This is a genomic window from Myroides sp. TSA_177.3 (assembly GCF_052691955.1).
The window spans coordinates 206,271-220,131 of sequence record NZ_JBQZGD010000004.1; the positions used below are offsets into that span (position 1 = coordinate 206,271).

26 protein-coding genes are annotated in these 13,861 nt (G+C 35.6%); all 26 read left to right on the plus strand.

All coding sequences use genetic code 11. From position 1 onward, the window contains the following. Nucleotides 1-10 precede the first annotated feature (10 nt). A complete protein-coding gene (rpsS, locus tag ACUTSE_RS06410; protein WP_002987514.1) occupies nt 11-289 on the plus strand; it encodes a 30S ribosomal protein S19 in 279 nt (92 codons plus the stop codon). A gap of 9 nt (nt 290-298) precedes the next feature. Beyond that, entirely contained in the window at nt 299-709 is a 411-nt protein-coding gene (rplV, locus tag ACUTSE_RS06415) for a 50S ribosomal protein L22 (protein ID WP_002987512.1), read from the plus strand. An 8-nt stretch (nt 710-717) separates the two neighbouring features. Next, the gene (gene rpsC / locus ACUTSE_RS06420; RefSeq protein ID WP_002987511.1) at nt 718-1,440 is read left to right on the plus strand and encodes a 30S ribosomal protein S3; all 723 of its coding nucleotides are present in this window, start codon (nt 718-720) and stop codon (nt 1,438-1,440) included. An 18-nt stretch (nt 1,441-1,458) separates the two neighbouring features. Further along, nucleotides 1,459-1,878: a 50S ribosomal protein L16 gene (rplP, locus tag ACUTSE_RS06425; RefSeq protein ID WP_002987510.1), complete on the plus strand. Its 420-nt coding sequence runs from the start codon at nt 1,459-1,461 to the stop codon at nt 1,876-1,878. Between the two features lie 12 nt (nt 1,879-1,890). After that, a complete protein-coding gene (rpmC, locus tag ACUTSE_RS06430; protein ID WP_002987509.1) occupies nt 1,891-2,082 on the plus strand; it encodes a 50S ribosomal protein L29 in 192 nt (63 codons plus the stop codon). Nucleotides 2,083-2,099: 17 nt separating this feature from the next. Then, nucleotides 2,100-2,357 carry a 30S ribosomal protein S17 gene (gene rpsQ, locus ACUTSE_RS06435; RefSeq protein WP_002987508.1) on the plus strand — a complete coding sequence of 86 codons (258 nt, stop codon included), beginning with the start codon at nt 2,100-2,102 and terminating at the stop codon, nt 2,355-2,357. Between the two features lie 2 nt (nt 2,358-2,359). After that, on the plus strand, nt 2,360-2,728 hold the full coding sequence (rplN, locus tag ACUTSE_RS06440; protein ID WP_002987507.1) for a 50S ribosomal protein L14: 369 nt from the start codon (nt 2,360-2,362) through the stop codon (nt 2,726-2,728). A gap of 12 nt (nt 2,729-2,740) precedes the next feature. Continuing rightward, nucleotides 2,741-3,058: a 50S ribosomal protein L24 gene (gene rplX, locus ACUTSE_RS06445; protein WP_445639614.1), complete on the plus strand. Its 318-nt coding sequence runs from the start codon at nt 2,741-2,743 to the stop codon at nt 3,056-3,058. Nucleotides 3,059-3,060: 2 nt separating this feature from the next. Beyond that, entirely contained in the window at nt 3,061-3,612 is a 552-nt protein-coding gene (gene rplE / locus ACUTSE_RS06450; protein WP_002987504.1) for a 50S ribosomal protein L5, read from the plus strand. A 5-nt stretch (nt 3,613-3,617) separates the two neighbouring features. Then, nucleotides 3,618-3,887, plus strand: a complete 270-nt coding sequence (gene rpsN, locus ACUTSE_RS06455; RefSeq protein WP_002987503.1) for a 30S ribosomal protein S14 — start codon at nt 3,618-3,620, stop codon at nt 3,885-3,887. Between the two features lie 22 nt (nt 3,888-3,909). Continuing rightward, on the plus strand, nt 3,910-4,308 hold the full coding sequence (gene rpsH / locus ACUTSE_RS06460) for a 30S ribosomal protein S8 (protein ID WP_002987500.1): 399 nt from the start codon (nt 3,910-3,912) through the stop codon (nt 4,306-4,308). A gap of 17 nt (nt 4,309-4,325) precedes the next feature. Then, nucleotides 4,326-4,868 (plus strand): 50S ribosomal protein L6, encoded by a 543-nt coding sequence (gene rplF / locus ACUTSE_RS06465; RefSeq protein WP_002987499.1) that lies wholly within the window; start codon nt 4,326-4,328, stop codon nt 4,866-4,868. 11 nt (nt 4,869-4,879) lie between these two features. Beyond that, entirely contained in the window at nt 4,880-5,230 is a 351-nt protein-coding gene (gene rplR / locus ACUTSE_RS06470; RefSeq protein WP_002987498.1) for a 50S ribosomal protein L18, read from the plus strand. A gap of 6 nt (nt 5,231-5,236) precedes the next feature. Continuing rightward, the gene (gene rpsE, locus ACUTSE_RS06475) at nt 5,237-5,761 is read left to right on the plus strand and encodes a 30S ribosomal protein S5 (protein ID WP_002987497.1); all 525 of its coding nucleotides are present in this window, start codon (nt 5,237-5,239) and stop codon (nt 5,759-5,761) included. Between the two features lie 11 nt (nt 5,762-5,772). Beyond that, nucleotides 5,773-5,955 (plus strand): 50S ribosomal protein L30, encoded by a 183-nt coding sequence (rpmD, locus tag ACUTSE_RS06480; protein WP_002987496.1) that lies wholly within the window; start codon nt 5,773-5,775, stop codon nt 5,953-5,955. Between the two features lie 12 nt (nt 5,956-5,967). Further along, nucleotides 5,968-6,420 (plus strand): 50S ribosomal protein L15, encoded by a 453-nt coding sequence (rplO, locus tag ACUTSE_RS06485; RefSeq protein ID WP_002987495.1) that lies wholly within the window; start codon nt 5,968-5,970, stop codon nt 6,418-6,420. 16 nt (nt 6,421-6,436) lie between these two features. Next, on the plus strand, nt 6,437-7,783 hold the full coding sequence (gene secY, locus ACUTSE_RS06490) for a preprotein translocase subunit SecY (RefSeq protein WP_002987494.1): 1,347 nt from the start codon (nt 6,437-6,439) through the stop codon (nt 7,781-7,783). Nucleotides 7,784-7,788: 5 nt separating this feature from the next. Next, nucleotides 7,789-8,004 (plus strand): translation initiation factor IF-1, encoded by a 216-nt coding sequence (gene infA, locus ACUTSE_RS06495; protein ID WP_002987492.1) that lies wholly within the window; start codon nt 7,789-7,791, stop codon nt 8,002-8,004. Between the two features lie 13 nt (nt 8,005-8,017). Then, complete coding sequence (gene ykgO / locus ACUTSE_RS06500; RefSeq protein WP_002987490.1) at nt 8,018-8,134, plus strand: type B 50S ribosomal protein L36; 117 nt, start codon at nt 8,018-8,020, stop codon at nt 8,132-8,134. Between the two features lie 2 nt (nt 8,135-8,136). Then, nucleotides 8,137-8,511, plus strand: a complete 375-nt coding sequence (gene rpsM, locus ACUTSE_RS06505) for a 30S ribosomal protein S13 (RefSeq protein ID WP_115091697.1) — start codon at nt 8,137-8,139, stop codon at nt 8,509-8,511. An 11-nt stretch (nt 8,512-8,522) separates the two neighbouring features. Beyond that, on the plus strand, nt 8,523-8,906 hold the full coding sequence (gene rpsK, locus ACUTSE_RS06510; RefSeq protein WP_002987484.1) for a 30S ribosomal protein S11: 384 nt from the start codon (nt 8,523-8,525) through the stop codon (nt 8,904-8,906). A gap of 84 nt (nt 8,907-8,990) precedes the next feature. After that, nucleotides 8,991-9,596 (plus strand): 30S ribosomal protein S4, encoded by a 606-nt coding sequence (gene rpsD, locus ACUTSE_RS06515; protein ID WP_002987483.1) that lies wholly within the window; start codon nt 8,991-8,993, stop codon nt 9,594-9,596. 25 nt (nt 9,597-9,621) lie between these two features. Next, nucleotides 9,622-10,614 (plus strand): DNA-directed RNA polymerase subunit alpha, encoded by a 993-nt coding sequence (locus ACUTSE_RS06520; protein ID WP_445639615.1) that lies wholly within the window; start codon nt 9,622-9,624, stop codon nt 10,612-10,614. A gap of 33 nt (nt 10,615-10,647) precedes the next feature. After that, a complete protein-coding gene (gene rplQ, locus ACUTSE_RS06525; protein WP_002987480.1) occupies nt 10,648-11,127 on the plus strand; it encodes a 50S ribosomal protein L17 in 480 nt (159 codons plus the stop codon). A gap of 101 nt (nt 11,128-11,228) precedes the next feature. Beyond that, nucleotides 11,229-12,338, plus strand: a complete 1,110-nt coding sequence (carA, locus tag ACUTSE_RS06530) for a glutamine-hydrolyzing carbamoyl-phosphate synthase small subunit (protein WP_445639616.1) — start codon at nt 11,229-11,231, stop codon at nt 12,336-12,338. Between the two features lie 109 nt (nt 12,339-12,447). Next, nucleotides 12,448-13,737, plus strand: a complete 1,290-nt coding sequence (gene eno, locus ACUTSE_RS06535; RefSeq protein ID WP_002987478.1) for a phosphopyruvate hydratase — start codon at nt 12,448-12,450, stop codon at nt 13,735-13,737. Nucleotides 13,738-13,861 lie beyond the last annotated feature (124 nt).

A 13,861-nucleotide genomic window follows, 5' to 3' on the forward strand; every position in this document is an offset into this window, starting at 1 on the left:
AGAGTAAGACATGGCACGTTCGTTAAAAAAAGGACCTTATGTTCACTTTAAATTAGAGAAGAAAGTTCTTAAAAATGTAGAGTCTGGAAATAAAGCTGTTATCAAAACTTGGTCAAGAGCTTCTATGATTACTCCAGATTTCGTTGGACAGACTATCGCAGTACATAATGGTCGTCAATTTGTTCCTGTATATGTAACAGAGAACATGGTTGGACACAAATTAGGGGAATTTTCACCAACAAGATCGTTTAGAGGTCACGCTGGTGCAAAGAATAAAGGTAAAAAATAATAAGAAGCTATGGGAGTTCGTAAAAGAGAAAGAGCTGAGCAAATTAAAGAAGCTAATAAGCAGGTTGCTTTTGCTAAGCTAAACAATTGCCCTACTTCTCCAAGAAAAATGCGCTTAGTAGCGGATTTAGTAAGAGGACAGAAAGTAGAAAAAGCTCTAAATATATTGAAATTCAGCACAAAAGACGCTTCTCGTAACTTAGAGAAATTACTTTTGTCTGCAATTGCAAACTGGCAAGCAAAAAACAGCGAAGAAAACATGGAAGAAGCTGGACTTTTTGTAAAAGAAATTAGAGTAGATGGAGGAATGATGTTGAAAAGACTTCGTCCTGCACCTCAAGGAAGAGCACACAGAATAAGAAAACGTTCTAATCACGTGACAATCGTATTAGGATCTAATAATAACACACAAAGCAATTAATAAACAGTATGGGACAAAAAACTAATCCGATCGGGAATCGCCTTGGTATTATTAGAGGATGGGACTCAAACTGGTATGGTGGAAATGATTACGGTGACAAAATCGCTGAGGATCACAAAATCAGAAAGTATATCCATGCTCGTTTATCAAAAGCTAGTGTATCAAAAGTAATCATCGAGAGAACTTTGAAACTTGTAACCGTTACTATCACTACTGCTAGACCTGGTATCATTATCGGAAAAGGTGGACAAGAGGTAGACAAGTTGAAAGAGGAATTGAAAAAGATTACTGATAAGGAAGTTCAAATCAATATCTTTGAAATTAAAAGACCTGAACTTGACGCGTTTTTAGTGGCTGCTAGTATCGCTCGTCAAATCGAAAACAGAATTTCTTACCGTAGAGCAATCCGTATGGCTATTGGTGCTGCGATGAGAATGAATGCTGAAGGAATCAAAGTAATGATTTCTGGTCGTTTGAATGGTGCTGAAATGGCACGTTCAGAATCTTTCAAAGAAGGAAGAATTCCATTATCTACTTTCAGAGCCGACATCGATTATGCACTTGCTGAAGCTCATACTACTTACGGTAGAATGGGAATTAAAGTGTGGATCATGAAAGGTGAGGTTTACGGTAAAAGAGATCTTTCTCCGTTAGCTGGTATGGATAAAAAACAATCTAAATCACCAGCAGGATCTAGTAAAGGTAGACCTAACCAACGCAAAAGAAAGTAATTTTTAAACTGAAGAAAAATGTTACAGCCTAAAAGAACAAAATACCGTAAGGTACAGAAAGGTAAGATGAAAGGGATTTCCCAAAGAGGGCATGAACTTTCTAATGGGATGTTCGGAATTAAATCTTTAGATTCAGCATTTATCACTTCTCGTCAAATCGAGGCTGCACGTATCGCTGCAACTCGTTTCATGAAACGTGAAGGACAATTATGGATCAAGATTTTCCCAGACAAACCAATCACTAAGAAGCCTCTTGAAGTGCGTATGGGTAAAGGTAAGGGTGCAGTAGAATACTGGGTTGCTGTGGTAAAACCAGGAAAAATAATGTTTGAGGTTGGTGGTGTTCCACTATCTGTAGCGAAAGAAGCTTTACGCTTAGCTGCTCAAAAACTTCCTGTGAAAACAAAATTTATAATTGCTAGAGATTTCGAAGCATAATAGAAATTTATCATGAAACAATCTGAAATAGTAAACCTATCTGTAGCTGATTTACAAGAGCAATTAAAAGAGTTGACTAACGCATTAAATAGCTTAAAAGCTACTCACGCAATTTCTCCAATCGAGAATCCTCTTCAAATCAGAAAGGTGAGAAGAACAATTGCTAGAGTGAATACTGAGCTAAGCAAAAGAGAGTTACAATAATTGTATTCTGCCAAAAGATGGAAAATAGAAAAGAAAGAAAAGAAAGAATAGGTGTTGTTACTAGTAACAAAATGGAGAAATCTATTGTTGTTTCTGAAGTAAAAAAAGTAAAACACCCATTATATGGAAAGTTCGTGAAGCAAACTAAAAAATATGTGGCTCACGACGAAACGAACAACTGCAACATTGGTGATACAGTTAGAATTATGGAGACTCGTCCATTATCTAAATCAAAATGTTGGAGATTAGTTGAAATCATTGAAAGAGCGAAATAATTATGGTACAACAAGAATCTAGACTTAAAGTAGCAGATAACACGGGAGCAAAAGAGGTTTTGACTATCCGTGTGTTAGGTGGGACAAAGCGTCGTTACGCTTCAGTAGGGGATAAAATTGTAGTAAGTATCAAAGACGCAACTCCAAACGGAAGTGTGAAAAAAGGTACTGTTTCTACTGCTGTAGTTGTTCGCACTAAAAAAGAGGTTAGAAGAGCTGATGGATCATACATTAGATTCGATGATAACGCTTGCGTATTGTTAAATGCTGCAGGTGAAATGAAAGGAACTCGTGTTTTTGGACCAGTAGCAAGAGAACTTCGTGAAAAACAATTCATGAAAATTGTATCATTAGCACCTGAGGTGTTGTAATTCGTTCTAAACATGATTAAGCTAAAGATAAAAACAGGAGATACTGTACGTGTTATCGCTGGAGATCACAAAGGATCTGAAGGAAAAATCGTACGTGTATTACGCGAAAAGAACAAAGCTATTGTTGAAGGGGTAAACATCATTTCTAAGCATGTTAAGCCTAGTGCTACAAACCCTCAAGGTGGTATTGTTAAAAAAGAGGCTCCTATCCACATTTCTAACTTAGCGATCGTAGATCCTAAGACAAACGATACTACGAAAGTAGCTATCCAAAGAGATGAAAATGGAAAAAATGTAAGAGTTTCTAAAAAATCAAATCAAGTATTATAGTTATGGCTTATATACCAAGACTTAAAGAAGAATATAATAGCAGAGTGATCTCTGCTCTTAAAGAGGAGTTTGGATACAAGAACATTATGCAAGTTCCTAAACTTGAGAAAATTGTTGTTAGCCGTGGTGTTGGTGCAGCTGTATCTGACAAAAAATTAGTTGATTACGCAGTAGAGGAATTAACTAAAATTACAGGACAAAAAGCAGTAGCTACTATTTCTAAGAAAGACGTTGCTTCTTTCAAATTGAGAAAAGGAATGCCAATTGGAGCTAAAGTTACTTTACGTGGCGAAAGAATGTACGAATTCTTAGACCGTTTAGTTACTTCTGCTTTACCACGAGTGAGAGATTTCTCTGGTATCAAATCTGATGGATTCGACGGTAGAGGAAATTATAACTTAGGTGTAACTGAGCAAATTATTTTCCCTGAAATCAATATTGATAAAGTAAACAAAATCGCTGGTTTTGATATTACGTTTGTAACATCTGCTAACACAGATAAAGAAGCTAAATCTTTACTAGTTGAATTAGGATTACCTTTTAAAAAGAATTAAGAGTTATGGCTAAAGAATCAATGAAAGCCCGTGAGGTTAAAAGACAAGCATTAGTAGCTAAATATGCTGATAAAAGAAAAGCTCTTTTAGAAGCTGGTGACTACGAAGGGTTACAAAAATTACCTAAAAATGCTTCTCCTGTACGTTTACACAACAGATGTAAATTAACTGGAAGACCTAGAGGGTATATGCGTCAATTCGGTATTTCTCGTGTTACTTTCCGTGAGATGGCTAACCAAGGGTTAATACCAGGAGTTAAAAAGGCAAGTTGGTAATTAAGATTTAAAGGTAAAAACAATGTATACAGATCCAATAGCAGATTTCCTTACAAGAATTAGAAATGCTGTGCGTGCAAACCACAAAGTGGTAGAGATCCCAGCATCTAACTTCAAAAAAGAAATCACGAAAATTTTATTCGATCAAGGATATATCTTAAGCTATAAATTTGATGATAGTACAGTTCAAGGTACAATCAAAATAGCTTTGAAATACGATAAAGACACAAAAGAGTCTGTGATTAGAGATATCCAAAGAATTAGTAAACCAGGTTTGCGTAAATACGCTTCTGCAACTGACCTTCCAAGAATCTTAAACGGTTTAGGAATTGCGATTGTTTCAACATCAAAAGGATTGATGACTGGAAAACAAGCAAAACAATTGAATGTTGGTGGTGAAGTAGTTTGTTACGTATACTAATTTAAAAAGACTAAGAAATGTCAAGAATAGGAAAAAGTCCGATAACAATTCCTGCTGGTGTAACAGTTGATGTTCAAGAAGGCGTTATTGTTGTTAAAGGTAAATTAGGAGAGCTTACTCAGAAATTCGATACAGTTAGTGTTAAAGTAGAAGATAATCAAGTTGTTGTAGAAAGATCATCTGACGATAAAGATGAAAGATCTAAACACGGATTATACCGTAGCTTAATTAACAATATGATTACTGGTGTTTCTGAAGGATTTACTGTAACTTTAGAGTTTGTAGGGGTAGGTTACCGTGCTTCAAACCAAGGGCAAAAGCTAGACTTAGCTTTAGGATTCTCTCACAATATCGTGATGGATATCGCTCCTGAAGTTGTAGTTGAAACAATATCAGAAAAAGGGAAAAACCCTCTAGTAAAATTGACTTCTCACGACAAACAATTAGTAGGTCAAGTAGCTGCAAAAATCCGTTCTTTCCGTAAGCCAGAGCCTTACAAAGGAAAAGGAATCAAATTTGTAGGTGAGGAATTAAGAAGAAAAGCAGGTAAATCAGCTTAAAAATTAAGACTATGTCATTAACAAAATCTGAAAGAAGACAACGTATAAAGTTCAGAATTAGAAAGACAGTTAGCGGTACACCTGCTAGAACTAGACTTTCTGTATTCAGAAGTAATAAAGAAATCTATGCACAAATCATAGATGACGTAAATGGAGTAACTTTAGTGTCAGCATCGTCAAGAGAAGCTGGGATAACAAGAGGAACCAATGTTGAAACTGCTGCATCGGTTGGAAAACTAATCGCAGACAAAGCTTTAAAAGCAGGTATCGAAACTGTATCTTTTGATAGAAACGGTTATTTATACCACGGACGTGTTAAATCATTAGCAGACGGCGCTAGAGAAGCTGGATTAAAATTCTAATTAGTTATGTATCAAAATTATAAAAACGTAGAATTTGTAAAACCAAGCGGTCTTGATTTAAAAGATCGTTTGGTTAGTGTAAACCGTGTTACTAAAGTAACAAAAGGGGGAAGAGCTTTTGGTTTTTCTGCTGTTGTTGTTGTAGGTGACGAAAACGGTGTAGTGGGTCACGGTTTAGGTAAATCTAAAGATGTATCTGAGGCTATTGCTAAAGCAGTTGAAGATGCTAAGAAAAACTTAGTTAAAGTTCCATTAAACGGACATACTATTCCGCACGAACAAAAAGGTAAATTCAGTGGAGCGCGTGTATTGTTGATGCCAGCATCATTAGGTACGGGAGTTATTGCTGGAGGTTCTGTGAGAGCGGTAGTTGAAGCTGTAGGAATTACAGATTTATTATCTAAGTCTCAAGGTTCTTCGAATCCACATAACGTGGTGAAAGCTACTTTCGATGCTTTATTACGATTAAGAAGTGCTTCTACAGTTGCAAAACAAAGAGGAATTTCTTTAGAAAAAGTATTTAAAGGTTAATTTGAAAGATTATGTCGAAAATCAAAATAAAACAAGTAAAAAGCCAAATTAAATGTCCTCTTAACCAAAAGAGAACATTAGAGGCTTTAGGACTTCGTAAGATTGGTCAAGTAGTTGAACATGATGCTTCTACTGCAATCTTAGGAATGGTAAATAAAGTTCAACACTTAGTTTCTGTAGAAGAAATTAAATAATATTCGCAATAGATGAATTTAAGTAATTTACAACCAGCAAACGGTTCAGTACACAACCAAAACAAACGTGTTGGTCGTGGTGAAGGTTCTGGAAAAGGAGGAACTTCTACAAAAGGACATAAAGGTGCTAAATCACGTTCAGGTTATTCGAAAAAGATCGGATTTGAAGGAGGACAAATGCCACTTCAAAGACGTGTACCTAAATTCGGTTTCAAAAACATTAACAGAGTTGAGTACGCTGTAATTAACTTAGAGGCTTTACAAGGTCTTGTTGATAGCGGAAAAGTAACTGATACTGTAGATTTTTCTCAATTAGTTGATTTAGGATTAGCTACTAAAAACAGTTTAGTTAAGGTTTTAGGACGTGGAGAGCTAAAAGCAAAATTAAAAGTTTCTGCTCATAAATTTTCAGCTTCTGCCCAAGCAGCTATTGAAGCAGCAGGAGGAGAAGTTGTAACGTTATAAAATCTTAGTGAACAGGATGAAGAAGTTTTTTGAAACATTAGCCAGTATCTGGAAAATTGAAGAGTTAAAAAATAAAATCTTAATCACATTAGGACTATTACTTGTGTACCGTTTTGGTACACAAGTTACTCTACCAGGTATTGATGCAACGAAATTGCAAGCGTTGACTGATCAAACGGATCAAGGAATCGGATGGTTAATTAACGTTTTTACAGGTGGTGCATTTGCACAGGCATCTGTTTTTGCTTTAGGTATTATGCCTTACATTTCTGCTTCCATTGTGGTGCAGCTGATGGGAATTGCGGTTCCTTATCTGCAAAAATTACAAAATGATGGAGAAAGCGGTAGAAAGAAAATGAATCAAATTACAAGATGGTTAACTATCGGTATTACCTTATTACAAGGACCTAGTTACATTTATAACTTGTATGTGCAATTGCCATCAGATGCATTTTTGCTAGGTTTTAATTCTTTCTCATTCTTGTTTTCTTCAGTAATGATACTAACTGCCGGAACTATCTTTGCCATGTGGTTAGGAGAAAAAATTACTGATAAAGGGATTGGAAATGGTATTTCGTTATTAATTATGGTTGGTATTATTGCAAGACTTCCAATGTCTTTCATTCAAGAATTCCAATCACGTATTACAGAAAATAACGGAGGACCAATGTTAGTTGTTATTGAAGTAATTTTATGGTTATTGATTATCGTAGCTTGTATCTATTTGACATTAGCTGTACGAAGAATTCCAGTACAATACGCTCGTAGAAGCGCTTCTGGAACGTATGATCAATCCATGTTAGGAGGAAACCGTCAGTGGATTCCTTTGAAACTAAATGCTTCAGGAGTTATGCCAATTATCTTCGCGCAAGCGATCATGTTTGTGCCTGCTGCTGTAGCTGGTTTGTCAACTTCGGATACTGCAAAATCAATTAGTAATACATTCCACAATGTATTTGGTTGGGAGTATAATTTACTTTTTGCTTTATTAATCATTATTTTTACGTACTTTTACACCGCGATTACAGTACCTACTAATAAAATGGCAGATGACTTGAAGCGAAGTGGTGGTTTTATTCCAGGGGTTAAGCCTGGTTCTGAGACTGCAGATTTCTTAGATAGAATTATGTCATTGATCACTTTTCCTGGGTCTTTATATCTTGCAATCATTGCTGTTTTCCCAGCAATCATTGTTAGCATCTTAGGGGTTCAACAAGGATGGGCGATGTTTTATGGTGGTACTTCACTATTAATTATGGTGAGTGTTGTAATTGATACAATCCAACAAGTTAACTCATATCTATTAAACAAACAGTATGATAGTATGATGACAAGTGGTAAAAATAGAAGAGCGACAGCTTAAATTTTATGGCAAAACAATCAGCAATAGAACAAGACGGAGCAATAATCGAAGCATTGTCTAATGCAATGTTCCGTGTAGAATTAGAAAATGGTCACGTTGTTATCGCGCACATCTCAGGTAAAATGCGTATGCACTACATTAAGTTGTTGCCTGGTGATAGAGTGAAACTGGAAATGAGTCCATATGACTTGACCAAAGCAAGAATTACTTATAGATATTAAAGAGGCTATTAAAATGAAAGTAAGAGCATCAGTTAAAAAAAGAAGTGCCGAGTGCATCATAGTACGTAGAAAAGGTAGACTTTACGTTATTAATAAAAAGAATCCTAGATTTAAACAAAGACAAGGATAATTATGGCAAGAATCGCAGGGGTAGACATACCTAAATACAAAAGAGGAGTTATTGCTTTAACTTATATCTTCGGGATTGGTTCTAGTAGAGCTAAAGAAATTTTAGCAGCAGCTAATGTTGATGAAGATAAGAAAGTACAAGATTGGAATGATGACGAGATCGGAGCTATCCGTGAAGCAGTAGGTCATTTCAAAATTGAAGGTGAATTACGTTCAGAGATTTCTTTAAACATCAAACGTTTAATGGATATCGGTTGTTACAGAGGAATCCGTCATAGAACTGGACTTCCATTAAGAGGACAAAGAACGAAGAATAACTCGAGAACGAGAAAAGGTAAAAGAAAAACTGTTGCTAACAAGAAAAAAGCAACTAAATAATAAGTAGTAATATGGCTAAAGCGAATACAAAAAAGCGTAAAGTTGTTGTAGAAACAACAGGTGAAGCTCATATTAATGCAACATTCAACAATATCATTATTTCTTTGACTAACAAGAAAGGTGAAGTAATCTCTTGGTCGTCTGCAGGTAAAATGGGATTCAGAGGTTCTAAAAAGAACACTCCGTATGCTGCTCAGATGGCTGCTGAAGATTGTGGTAGAGTTGCACTTGAGGCAGGATTGAAAAAAGTAAAAGTTTATGTAAAAGGTCCAGGGAACGGAAGAGAATCTGCAATCAGATCTTTACATAATGGTGGAATCGAAGTAACTGAGATTATCGATATTACTCCAATCCCACACAACGGATGTCGTCCTCCTAAGAGAAGAAGAGTTTAATTTATAGTATAACCAAAGGTAGGATAGATTATCGGAGGAAAGTGACCTGAATTCATAATCCCTACCTTTTTTTTATTTTGAAAAATGGCAAGATATACTGGTCCACAAACAAAAATCGCTCGTAAATTCGGCGAAGCTATTTTCGGAGATGATAAATCATTCGAAAAAAGAAACTACCCTCCAGGACAGCACGGATTAGCTAAAAAAAGAGCTAAAAAATCTGAATATGCTATCCAGTTAATGGAGAAACAAAAAGCAAAATACACATACGGTATCTTAGAAAAGCAATTCCGTAATATTTACAAGAAAGCTGCGGCTGCTCGTGGAGTTACTGGTGAGGTATTGATTCAATTGTGTGAATCGAGATTAGATAACGTAGTTTACAGAATGGGAATTGCTCCTTCTCGTAGAGCTGCACGTCAAGTAGTTTCTCACAGACATATCACAGTGAACGGTGAAGTAGTGAATATTCCTTCTTACCAATTAAAAGCTGGTGATAAAGTTGCTGTTCGTGAAAAATCTAAATCTTTAGAAGTTATCGAACGTTCGTTATCTAATTCTAGTTCTGTTTACGAATGGATTACTTGGAATCCTGAAACTTTAGAAGGTACTTTCGTTGCTGTACCTCAAAGACTTCAAGTTCCAGAAAACATCAAAGAACAGTTAATCGTAGAGTTGTACAACAAATAATAATTGACATTCAGTCGAAACAAATATGGCAATATTTAATTTTCAAAAGCCCGATAAAGTTATCATGATTGATTCGACCGATTTTAGAGGTAAATTCGAATTTAGACCTTTAGAACCGGGATATGGATTGACTATTGGTAATGCATTGAGAAGAGTACTTCTGTCTTCGTTAGAGGGGTATGCTATTACTTCAGTACGTATCGAAGGAGTTGATCACGAATTTTCTACCATCGCTGGTGTTGTTGAGGATGTTACTGAAATTATCCTTAACCTTAAGCAAGTACGTTTTAAACGTCAGGTGGAAGATATAGATAATGAATCTGTAAGTATCACTTTTTCAGGGAAAGAACAAATGACTGCTGGGGATTTCCAGAAGTATATTTCTAATTTCCAAGTATTAAATCCGGAGTTAGTTATCTTCAATTGCGAAAGCAGTGTAAGTATTACAATGGATTTAACAATCGAAAAGGGTAGAGGTTACGTTGCTGCAGAGGAGAATAGAAAACCAAATGCACCAATCGGAACAATTTTCACAGATTCGATTTATACTCCAGTTAAGAACGTTAAGTATGCTATAGAAAATTACCGTGTGGAGCAAAAAACTGACTACGAAAAGTTAGTTTTTGATATCACTACAGACGGTTCTATTCATCCAAAAGACGCCTTAACAGAAGCAGCTAAAACATTGATTCATCATTTTATGCTGTTCTCAGACGAGAGAATTACTTTAGAGGCTGATGAAATTGCTCAAACTGAATCATACGATGAAGAATCATTGCATATGAGACAGCTTCTAAAAACTAAATTGGTAGATTTAGATCTTTCAGTTCGAGCGTTAAATTGTTTAAAGGCGGCTGAAGTAGATACATTAGGAGATTTAGTATCTTTCAACAAAAACGATTTGATGAAATTCAGAAACTTCGGTAAGAAGTCATTATCTGAATTAGAAGAATTAGTTGCTGTGAAAGGATTAAATTTTGGTATGGATCTATCAAAATACAAATTAGATAAAGAATAATCTAGACCGCTAAAGTCTAAATTCGATAACGCAATGAGACACGGAAAAAAAATAAATCACTTAGGTAGAAAAGCTGGACATAGAAATTCTATGTTAGCTAATATGGCTTGTTCTTTGATTGAGCACAAGCGTATCAATACTACTGTAGCTAAAGCAAAAGCATTAAAACAATATATTGAACCTTTAGTAACTAAATCTAAAACTGACGATACTCATAATCGTCGTGTTGTTTTCTCTTACTTGAGAAGCAAAGAAGCTGTTACTGAATTGTTCAGAGAGGTTGCTCAAAAAGTTGGTGATCGTCCAGGAGGATATACACGTATCATCAAGTTAGGTAACCGTTTAGGAGATAACGCTGATATGGCTATGATTGAATTCGTTGACTTCAACGAAATCTACAATGTAGCTAAGAAAGAAGCTAAGAAAACTACTCGTAGAGGTAGAAAGAAAGCTGAAACTGTTGACGCTCCTCAAGCTGAAGCTACTACAACTGAAACAGAAACAAATGAATAATAATTCATTATATATGTTTTCATTATAAAATTAAAAGGACATTCTTTTTAGAATGTCCTTTTTTTTGCTTTATTTTTGCATCACTACAATACAACTTACACATGGAATATAAAAGAAAAGAAGACGGTATCATTGTTTTAGCAGATGGCACCGTTTTTTATGGGAAATCAATTGGTATTAAAGGAACAGCTTTTGGTGAAATTTGCTTTAATACTGGAATGACAGGGTATCAAGAAGTATTTACTGATCCGTCATACTACGGACAAATTATGCTTTCTACTAATCCTCATATCGGTAACTACGGAGTTAATGCAGATGAAGTAGATTCTGATGGAATCAAGATTGCTGGATTAGTATGTAAGAATTTTAGCTACGAATATTCTCGCCCTGGTGCAGATGGTAGTTTATACGATTATTTTGATGCACATCAATTAGTTGCTATCTCGGATGTGGATACAAGAGCTTTGACTGCTTATATCCGTGACAATGGTGCGATGAACGCAGTTTTGAGCACAGATGGTAAATCAGTTGAAGAACTAAAAACTTTATTGAAGGAAGTGCCTTCTATGGAAGGATTAGAACTTTCTTCTGTGGTTTCAACAAAAGAACCTTATTTTTATGGTAACCCTGAAAGTAAATACCGTGTATCTGTTTTAGATCTTGGTATCAAAACAAATATCTTACGTTGTTTAGCGGAGCGTGATTGCTATATCCAAGTATTTCCATACAATAGTTCGTATGAAGACTTATTGGCTTTCAATCCAAACGGAATCTTCTTATCTAACGGGCCTGGTGATCCACAAGCTTTAGCTGATAAAGGAGTATTAACGGTAGTTAAACAAGTTGTAGAAGGAAATTTACCTGTTTTTGGTATTTGTTTAGGGCATCAGTTAATCTGTTTATCTCAAGGTGTAGGTACTTACAAAATGTTCAGTGGACATAGAGGAGTAAACCACCCAGTATTAAATGTATTGACTGGTAAGGGTGAAATTACATCTCAAAATCATGGATTTGCTGTGATTAAAGAGGAGTTGACAAACCACCCAACGTTAGAAATTTCACATTTGCATTTAAATGACCAAACCGTGGCTGGTGTTCGCATGAAAAACAAAGCTGTTTTCTCAGTTCAGTACCACCCAGAATCTAGTCCTGGACCACACGATTCAAGATATTTATTCGACGATTTCGTTTCGAATATGAGTAAAAATTAAAACCTCCTTTTCTTGCTAAAAGGATTTGAAAAAGTAAAATACACAACACAATAGTCAACGGTCATCTACCACAGATAGCTTAGACTAATTAATAACACACACTTTAATTATGAGTACAATTTTAAGCGTTCACGCACGTCAAATTTTAGATTCTAGAGGTAATCCAACTGTTGAAGTTGATGTGATTACAAGTAATGGAAGTTTAGGAAGAGCTGCTGTTCCATCAGGAGCTTCTACAGGAGAGCACGAAGCTGTCGAATTAAGAGACGGTGGAAAAGCTTTTATGGGTAAAGGCGTTTTAAAAGCTGTTGAAAACGTGAACACGATTATTGCTGAAAATATTGTAGGTTTAAGCGTATTTGAACAAAACTATATCGATCAGTTGATGATTGACTTAGATGGTACACCAAATAAAGGAAATTTAGGTGCTAACGCAATTCTTGGAGTTTCTTTAGCTGTTGCTAAAGCTGCTGCTGCTGAATTGGGGATGCCTTTATATCGTTATGTAGGTGGTGTTTCTGCAAATACGTTGCCTGTACCCATGATGAATATTATCAATGGTGGATCTCACTCGGATGCTCCTATCGCATTCCAAGAGTTTATGATTATGCCTGTAAAAGCAATCACGTTTTTACACGCAATGCAAATGGGAACAGAAATTTTCCATCACTTGAAAAAAGTATTACACGACAGACAGCTAAGTACTGCTGTTGGTGATGAAGGAGGATTCGCTCCAACGTTAAAAGGAACGGAAGATGCTTTAGATTCTATTAAAGTAGCAGTAGAGAATGCTGGATACCGTTTCGGTGATGAAATCATGCTAGCTTTAGACTGTGCAGCTTCTGAATTCTATGTAAATGGAAAATACGATTATACTAAATTTGAAGGTGATTTAGGTAAAGTACGCAGTTCACAAGAGCAAGCGGACTATTTAGCTGAATTAGCTGCTAAATACCCTATTATCTCTATTGAAGATGGAATGCATGAAGATGATTGGGAAGGATGGAAATACTTGACAGAGAAAATCGGAGATAAAGTACAATTAGTAGGAGATGATTTATTCGTAACGAATGTTACGCGTTTAGAAAGAGGAATCAATGAAGGTATTGGAAATTCAATTCTAATTAAAGTAAATCAAATTGGAACGTTGACAGAAACGATTGCAGCAGTTAATATGGCGAAAAACGCTGGATATACTTCTGTAATGTCACACCGTTCAGGAGAAACTGAAGATAGTACAATTGCAGATTTAGCAGTAGCTTTAAACTGTGGCCAAATTAAAACAGGTTCTGCTTCGCGTTCAGATCGTATGGCAAAATACAACCAATTGCTTCGTATTGAGGAAGAATTGGGAGATGTTGCTTATTATCCACAAGAAAAGGCATTTAAAATCAACTAATTTTATCAAATTAATAAAAAAGCTCCAACTTATCATGTTGGAGCTTTTTTTGTAAAAAATCTACTTATTTATTATTTTTTTAATAGTATATTGTAGATTGAAATACAATTGTTTCTAACAATAT

What these genes read in the sequence shown, in the direction of transcription:
- rpsN (WP_002987503.1), top strand. Translation starts at nt 3,618, where the DNA reads ATGGCTAAAGAATCAATGAAAGCCCGTGAGGTTAAAAGACAAGCATTA.
- rpsK (WP_002987484.1), top strand. Translation starts at nt 8,523, where the DNA reads ATGGCTAAAGCGAATACAAAAAAGCGTAAAGTTGTTGTAGAAACAACA.
- ykgO (WP_002987490.1), top strand. Translation starts at nt 8,018, where the DNA reads ATGAAAGTAAGAGCATCAGTTAAAAAAAGAAGTGCCGAGTGCATCATA.
- ACUTSE_RS06520 (WP_445639615.1), top strand. Translation starts at nt 9,622, where the DNA reads ATGGCAATATTTAATTTTCAAAAGCCCGATAAAGTTATCATGATTGAT.
- rplP (WP_002987510.1), top strand. Translation starts at nt 1,459, where the DNA reads ATGTTACAGCCTAAAAGAACAAAATACCGTAAGGTACAGAAAGGTAAG.
- rpmC (WP_002987509.1), top strand. Translation starts at nt 1,891, where the DNA reads ATGAAACAATCTGAAATAGTAAACCTATCTGTAGCTGATTTACAAGAG.
- rplO (WP_002987495.1), top strand. Translation starts at nt 5,968, where the DNA reads ATGAATTTAAGTAATTTACAACCAGCAAACGGTTCAGTACACAACCAA.
- rpsC (WP_002987511.1), top strand. Translation starts at nt 718, where the DNA reads ATGGGACAAAAAACTAATCCGATCGGGAATCGCCTTGGTATTATTAGA.
- secY (WP_002987494.1), top strand. Translation starts at nt 6,437, where the DNA reads ATGAAGAAGTTTTTTGAAACATTAGCCAGTATCTGGAAAATTGAAGAG.
- infA (WP_002987492.1), top strand. Translation starts at nt 7,789, where the DNA reads ATGGCAAAACAATCAGCAATAGAACAAGACGGAGCAATAATCGAAGCA.
- rplX (WP_445639614.1), top strand. Translation starts at nt 2,741, where the DNA reads ATGATTAAGCTAAAGATAAAAACAGGAGATACTGTACGTGTTATCGCT.
- rpsS (WP_002987514.1), top strand. Translation starts at nt 11, where the DNA reads ATGGCACGTTCGTTAAAAAAAGGACCTTATGTTCACTTTAAATTAGAG.
- rplN (WP_002987507.1), top strand. Translation starts at nt 2,360, where the DNA reads ATGGTACAACAAGAATCTAGACTTAAAGTAGCAGATAACACGGGAGCA.
- eno (WP_002987478.1), top strand. Translation starts at nt 12,448, where the DNA reads ATGAGTACAATTTTAAGCGTTCACGCACGTCAAATTTTAGATTCTAGA.
- rplE (WP_002987504.1), top strand. Translation starts at nt 3,061, where the DNA reads ATGGCTTATATACCAAGACTTAAAGAAGAATATAATAGCAGAGTGATC.
- rplR (WP_002987498.1), top strand. Translation starts at nt 4,880, where the DNA reads ATGTCATTAACAAAATCTGAAAGAAGACAACGTATAAAGTTCAGAATT.
- rpmD (WP_002987496.1), top strand. Translation starts at nt 5,773, where the DNA reads ATGTCGAAAATCAAAATAAAACAAGTAAAAAGCCAAATTAAATGTCCT.
- rpsE (WP_002987497.1), top strand. Translation starts at nt 5,237, where the DNA reads ATGTATCAAAATTATAAAAACGTAGAATTTGTAAAACCAAGCGGTCTT.
- rpsH (WP_002987500.1), top strand. Translation starts at nt 3,910, where the DNA reads ATGTATACAGATCCAATAGCAGATTTCCTTACAAGAATTAGAAATGCT.
- rpsQ (WP_002987508.1), top strand. Translation starts at nt 2,100, where the DNA reads ATGGAAAATAGAAAAGAAAGAAAAGAAAGAATAGGTGTTGTTACTAGT.
- rpsM (WP_115091697.1), top strand. Translation starts at nt 8,137, where the DNA reads ATGGCAAGAATCGCAGGGGTAGACATACCTAAATACAAAAGAGGAGTT.
- rplF (WP_002987499.1), top strand. Translation starts at nt 4,326, where the DNA reads ATGTCAAGAATAGGAAAAAGTCCGATAACAATTCCTGCTGGTGTAACA.
- rpsD (WP_002987483.1), top strand. Translation starts at nt 8,991, where the DNA reads ATGGCAAGATATACTGGTCCACAAACAAAAATCGCTCGTAAATTCGGC.
- rplQ (WP_002987480.1), top strand. Translation starts at nt 10,648, where the DNA reads ATGAGACACGGAAAAAAAATAAATCACTTAGGTAGAAAAGCTGGACAT.
- rplV (WP_002987512.1), top strand. Translation starts at nt 299, where the DNA reads ATGGGAGTTCGTAAAAGAGAAAGAGCTGAGCAAATTAAAGAAGCTAAT.
- carA (WP_445639616.1), top strand. Translation starts at nt 11,229, where the DNA reads ATGGAATATAAAAGAAAAGAAGACGGTATCATTGTTTTAGCAGATGGC.